Source organism: Mesorhizobium sp. M5C.F.Ca.IN.020.29.1.1 (genome assembly GCF_003997375.1).
Taxonomy (GTDB): Bacteria; Pseudomonadota; Alphaproteobacteria; order Rhizobiales; family Rhizobiaceae; genus Mesorhizobium; species Mesorhizobium wenxiniae.
The window spans coordinates 1-5,524 of sequence record NZ_RZSW01000425.1 but is presented as its reverse complement, the minus strand read 5'-3'; the positions used below and the strand labels follow the sequence as shown (position 1 = coordinate 5,524).

3 protein-coding genes and 2 pseudogenes are annotated in these 5,524 nt (G+C 56.1%); all 5 read right to left on the bottom strand.

Annotated elements, in window-relative coordinates:
• A pseudogene (locus tag EOA85_RS40160) lies at nucleotides 1–611 on the bottom strand (TrlF family ATPase); the annotation flags it as partial.
• Nucleotides 612–1,056: 445 nt separating this feature from the next.
• Nucleotides 1,057–2,544: a carnitine 3-dehydrogenase gene (locus EOA85_RS26090; RefSeq protein WP_127211690.1), complete on the bottom strand. Its 1,488-nt coding sequence runs from the start codon at nucleotides 2,542–2,544 to the stop codon at nucleotides 1,057–1,059.
• A gap of 97 nt (nucleotides 2,545–2,641) precedes the next feature.
• Nucleotides 2,642–3,541 (bottom strand): 3-keto-5-aminohexanoate cleavage protein, encoded by a 900-nt coding sequence (locus tag EOA85_RS26085; RefSeq protein WP_127211689.1) that lies wholly within the window; start codon nucleotides 3,539–3,541, stop codon nucleotides 2,642–2,644.
• An 86-nt stretch (nucleotides 3,542–3,627) separates the two neighbouring features.
• On the bottom strand, nucleotides 3,628–4,404 hold the full coding sequence (locus tag EOA85_RS26080; protein WP_127211688.1) for an SDR family oxidoreductase: 777 nt from the start codon (nucleotides 4,402–4,404) through the stop codon (nucleotides 3,628–3,630).
• Nucleotides 4,405–4,903: 499 nt separating this feature from the next.
• Nucleotides 4,904–5,524 (bottom strand): annotated as a pseudogene (locus EOA85_RS26075) (peptide ABC transporter substrate-binding protein); the annotation flags it as partial.

Genomic DNA, 5,524 nt, shown 5'->3' with positions numbered 1-5,524 from the left:
GCACCGTGGCGTCGGCAGCCTGCCGAAGACCCGACGTGCCGTCGCCAGCGGCGCCGGCGACGGCGATCAGAATGTTCTTCTTCGCCCATTCGCTTTCGTGGATGACGTTGCGCAGCTGGCCGAAATTGACCTTGACCTGCGTCGCACCGTGCCGAAGCGCCGCGCCGTCATCAATGATCGTTGGGTCGGCGCGCTTTCCGAGCTTGATCAGCTCTTCGCGTGTGCAGTCGTAGCGGTCGTTATGAGCGCCGAATTGCAGGCGCTTGAGGATGCGCTTGACCTCATCGACGTGGTGAGGATCTTCTGGGCTGACCAAGAGATGGATGTTCACGAAGCCGGACTTTGCCGCGGCGTCGAGGCGCAACTCTGTTCGGGAAGATCAGCTTCACACCGGGCAATCGGCCAGCAGCTTTGTGTTTGAGGAATTCCTCGTAGGTATCGGTGACGTAGTACTCGGTGACAGCGATAGCTTCGATCTTGGGAGTCAGGCCTTCGAGGGCGGTGAGGTAGGTTCCCCAAGCGTCAGAGGCAGCGAACTGATTGTTGAGGATAGTACCAGGTGCATGAATATGCGGCTCCCATCGGTGCCATTCCGAACCGCGATTGGTCAAGGCGCACCCTTTCATGCCCTACTTACCTTTGCTACAAACACGTCGTCACGAGACCTCTAGACCGGTCACCAAGAGTCCTCTCGCAAGGCGCTCAATTCATCATCTATTTCACCGCTTCGAAACACGCCATCGGCGCTCTTTTGCAGTCGATGACCAAACGCAAGCCAACCGTAGATCGTAGTCTCAAAAGATCGTGCGGCGACGAACTTCGTAGCCTAAAGATCTAACCCCTCGGCCTCCGCGATTCCTCAACGGCGCAGAGTTGGCGTCACTCATCCCGCATCCCACCGCATTCCGCCAGGGGAGATGGCGACTTCCCTCTTTTCACTGGGTCACCGTTCGTTTCGTAACAGTTGATCGCAAGCGTCGTTCGGACCCATGGACCTTGTCTCTGTCGCCGAAGCGGCGAAGACAAGCCATATCTTTTGCCGCACTACGGGTGTAATCACTTCCTCTGCCCGACCGACCGCCCCACCCCATCAGGTGCTGGGAGAACGGCATGAGCCTCGATGAGGGGCTTAAGCTTCGTCATGACTGCCGGCAGTGGGGGAACGGCTCGACTCTCCTTTGATGCAACGTGGAGCATTAGATGCTCACAGGTTGACAACAGCGTGTCGTCGGGAGCTCGATACAAACACATGAAGGAATGGATCTTTTTTCCGTCCGAGGGCAGGAGTTGTGCCTTGACATGAAGTGCGTCCCCAAGCTTTGCCTCAGCAAGGAGCCGAACATGGCTCTCCACAGTGTAGTAGCTGTGGCCTGCCTTCACATAGTCGGCGTCGACGCCGACCATTTGAAGGAGCGCGTCGGAGGCATCGGCGAAGCACTGGGTGTACCGGTATTCGGTCATGTGGCCATTATAGTCGATCCAAGCAGAAGGAACTTTGATTTCGAGAAGCTTCAATGGCTCTTTACCTGGATTGGGCTGGGGTTTTGGCGCGGTCTTCCAGAGATGGGCCTCGAAGTCAGCCAGCAGCCTGCCAGCCCCCCAGCCCCGCCCCTCATCGCCAGCCTTTAGCGCCTGCATGATTCCGACCAGGTTCTCGTCGCGGATGCGCTCGAGCTCTCCAATGCCACGCTCCCCCGACTGGGCGTCAGACTGGACGGCGATCTTTCCAACAAGGTCAGCGTCGAGGTCGACGACATCGGTGAGCTTGCTCCAAGGCCAGGAAAGGCTCGGACCAAATTTGGAAAGAAAGTCGCGCATGCCGGCTTCGCCGCCAGCGAGACGATACGTCTCGAAGAGGCCCATCTGTGCCCAGCGAAGACCAAACGAGTAGCGGATCACATTATCGAGAGTTTCGGTATCGCAGACGTCATCTTTGATCAGCCACAGGGCTTCACGCCAGAAGGCTTCCAGAAGGCGGTCACCAACGAAGGCTTCAATTTCCTTATTGATGATCAACCCCGTCATGCCGACCGTCGCCAGCGTGGCCTTGGCGTCCTCCAGCACCGATCTGGCTGTTTTCCTGCCGCCCACCAGCTCAACTAACGGGAGCAAATACACAGGGTTGCAGGGATGAGCTACGAACATGCGCTCCGGGTGTTTCATGTCGCGCTGGAGATCAGTCGGCATCAGCCCAGAAGTTGAAGAGCCAATCAGCGCCTTGGGATTGGAGGCAGCGTCTATCTGGGCGAGCACGCTTCGCTTGAGATCAAGCCTATCCGGCCCACTCTCCTGAATCCACTCTGCGCCCCGCATCGCATCCTCGAGCGAGTCACTGAAACTTAGGGTGCCCTTGACGGGAAGGGGCGCGCGTGTAAGCATCTCATAGGCACGCTCGGCATTAGCCATGACTTCGGAGACGAGCCGCTGAGCTTCCGGATGCGGATCGAAGACCTTCGTATCGATGCCGGCCAGGACGAAGCGTGCAGTCCAAGCTCCGCCTATAGCGCCCCCGCCGATACAAGCCGCCTTAGTGATTTTAGCCATTTGCGACAGCTTCCAATTGCCTGTTTCATTCGCGTCTGGGCGAGCATTCTGACGACAGCAGGTCGCGATGCCCCGCTGTCCTGCGGGGACATGGCATTTACCGCTTGGTGAGCTTAAGTTTCCGACGAACTTCCTCAGGACCGATGATCCTGGCGCCCATGTTTTCCACGACATTAACGGCCTTCTCGACTAACTGGCCGTTGGTCGCAAACTGACCTTTGGCAACGTACAGATTATCTTCGAGGCCCACGCGCACATTACCACCTGCCAGCACGGCGGCCGCCGGATAAGCCATCGCGTCGCGTCCAATCGCAAAGGCGGAAAATGTCCAATCCGGAGGGACGCTGCTCACCATCGCCATGAAAGTGTTGAGGTCATTTGGGGCGCCCCACGGGACTCCCATGCACAGCTGAACCAAGACAGGGTCTTCAATTAAGCCCTCCTCGACCAGTTGCTTGGCGAACCACAAATGCCCCGTATCAAAAACTTCGATCTCCGGGCGAACGCCGAAATCTGTCATCATCTTGGCCATGGCGCGAAGTGTCGACGGTGTATTCGTCATTACGTAATCGCCGAGATTGAAATTCATCGTGCCGCAATCAAGCGTACAAATCTCTGGAGCGCACTCGACAATGTGGCTAAACCTTTCGGAGGCACCGACAAGGTCCGTAGTGGGAGCCAGTGGAAAGGGCCGCTCGACGCTCCCGAATATCAGGTCCCCACCCATCCCTGCGGTGATATTCAATACAATGTCCGTATCCGCCTGTCGTACTCGGTCAGTGACTTCTTTGTATAAATCGTTTCTGCGAGATGGCGCCCCTGTCTCAGGATCGCGAACATGAACGTGGGCGACTGCAGCTCCCGCCTTGGCAGCCTCAACGGCCGCTGCTGCGATTTCTTTCGGCGAACGAGGTACGTGCCGGGACATTGATGCAGTATCCCCCACACCAGTCACGGCACATGTGATAAAGACCTCGCGGTTCATAGCTAGGGGCATCACTTTTCTCCTTAGGTGAGCAGACGGTCGCGGCGGCAAATACTATGCATCGCCGCACGCCGAAATGGTCAACACTCGTTGGCTTCTTAGTACTCGGTTGCCAGGGTTTGGCCGTCGATGGCGATCGACTGTCCCGAGATAATCCGACCTTGAGGACTGCAGAGATACACAATCATACTTGCGATCTCATGGACACTCACCAGTCTCCGCATTGACGCCTGATTGAGAACTGTCTGCCTAATCTGTTCAATTGGCAACCCACGTGATTGCGCAGCCATCAGATTCACACGTTCCAATCTGGGCGTGTCAACATTACCAGGGCATATCGCGTTCACATTAATGTTGTGTGGCCCCAATTCCATAGCCATGACATCTGTCAGTCCGATAACGCCATACTTTGCGGTGCAGTATGGCGTGCGCAGCGAGTAAGGCAATAAGCCGGCGGTTGAAGACATATTAATGACGGATCCGCCTCCGGCTTGCTTGATGCGTGGCACCGCTGACCTGGCGCAATAAAATGCGCCATCCAGATTTACGCCAAGAGTGGCTCTCCATTCGTCGTCACTCACAGCTTCCACCGGCTTCGACGGACCAGAGGTGCCAGCGTTGTTGACCAAGATATCCAGCCCGCCCAGTCGACGATCGACCTCCTCGAAGAGTTTAGCCACCGCTTCTGACTTCGAAACGTCAGCGCCGACTGCGACAATGCCTGTGCTTGGCTGAACACTCTCAATCGCCCCGGGGTCGATATCACAGACGAGCACTTTTGCTCCTTCGGCAGCAAAATGTTCTGCCACCGCTCTTCCAATACCGGCAGCGCCCGCCGTGATCAGAACACGCTTATTCTCTAATGCAAGATCCATATAGTACTATCCCTTCACGAAATGAGTTCTATTCGCGAGCCTACGCTTCGTTAACAAACGTTGCGAATAAAGCGACTTGTCTCGCAGATCGCCATCATCGATGGGGTCCGACCGCGGACCGCCATCTTTTGATGGTATATATAGGGGGCTGCTCGTCAACGTGACAAAGCCCAACAGCTTGGTTTCTTCGGCCAATCTCAATGGAGGTGGGTACATTGCAAGGCATGTCGTCAAAGGGATGATGTCTCATCACTCACCCACTGCGTTTGTTCAATTGTCCGACGCTCGACGAGCGTTGCATGCGCGATCGTCGAGTAATCACAGAATTGGATCCGCTTGACGCATCGCGTGAATTTGGCAAGAGAGTCATTAGTGAAGCGCGTGGCTTCGGGTGTGCGTGTCATTTAAAAAGCGCTTCCAATTCTGTGAATTGCAGGATCGAAGGGCATGGGATGTGGTGTGGGTACTGCCCGGGTAGCCCTCTCAATACTGCGTCACATCATGCATCAGCGAACCACCAGCGCTCAGCGCAACGGAAACCGTCCAGATCCCAGTTGGACGCGAGCTTTTTGTGACCGACTTTCCTCGACAGAGCACTGACATAATTCGCGAAGACCGGGATGACTTCGCCGCCATCATCTCTGCAAATGCTCTGCATTTCCGTATACATCGCGAGACGCTTGGCGTCGTCAAGTTCGGACCGGGCAGACACCAACAGTTCGTTGAAACGAGCGTTCCTCCAATGGGCCTCATTGTACGCGGCGTCAGCGGCATAGCCCTGAGAGAACATCCAATCCGCGGTGGGCCGGCCGTTCCAATAGCTCATTGACCAGGACTTCTTCATCCAAACGGTGTCCCAATAGCCATCATTCGGCTCGCGGATTACATCAATTCTGATGTCGGCTTTGGCTGCGTTTTGCTGGTAAATCGCCGCAGCGTCGACTGCCCCTGGAAAAGCTGCATCTGCAGCAGATAAGCTGATCTTCAGATCCGAAAGGCCAGCCTTCTTGAGGTGGAATCGAGCCTTGTCCGGATCGAATTCGCGTTGTGGCAGATTCTTGGCGAAAAAGCGATTTGTGGACCCGATTGGGTGATCGTTGCCAAGTTTCCCGTGTCCGTG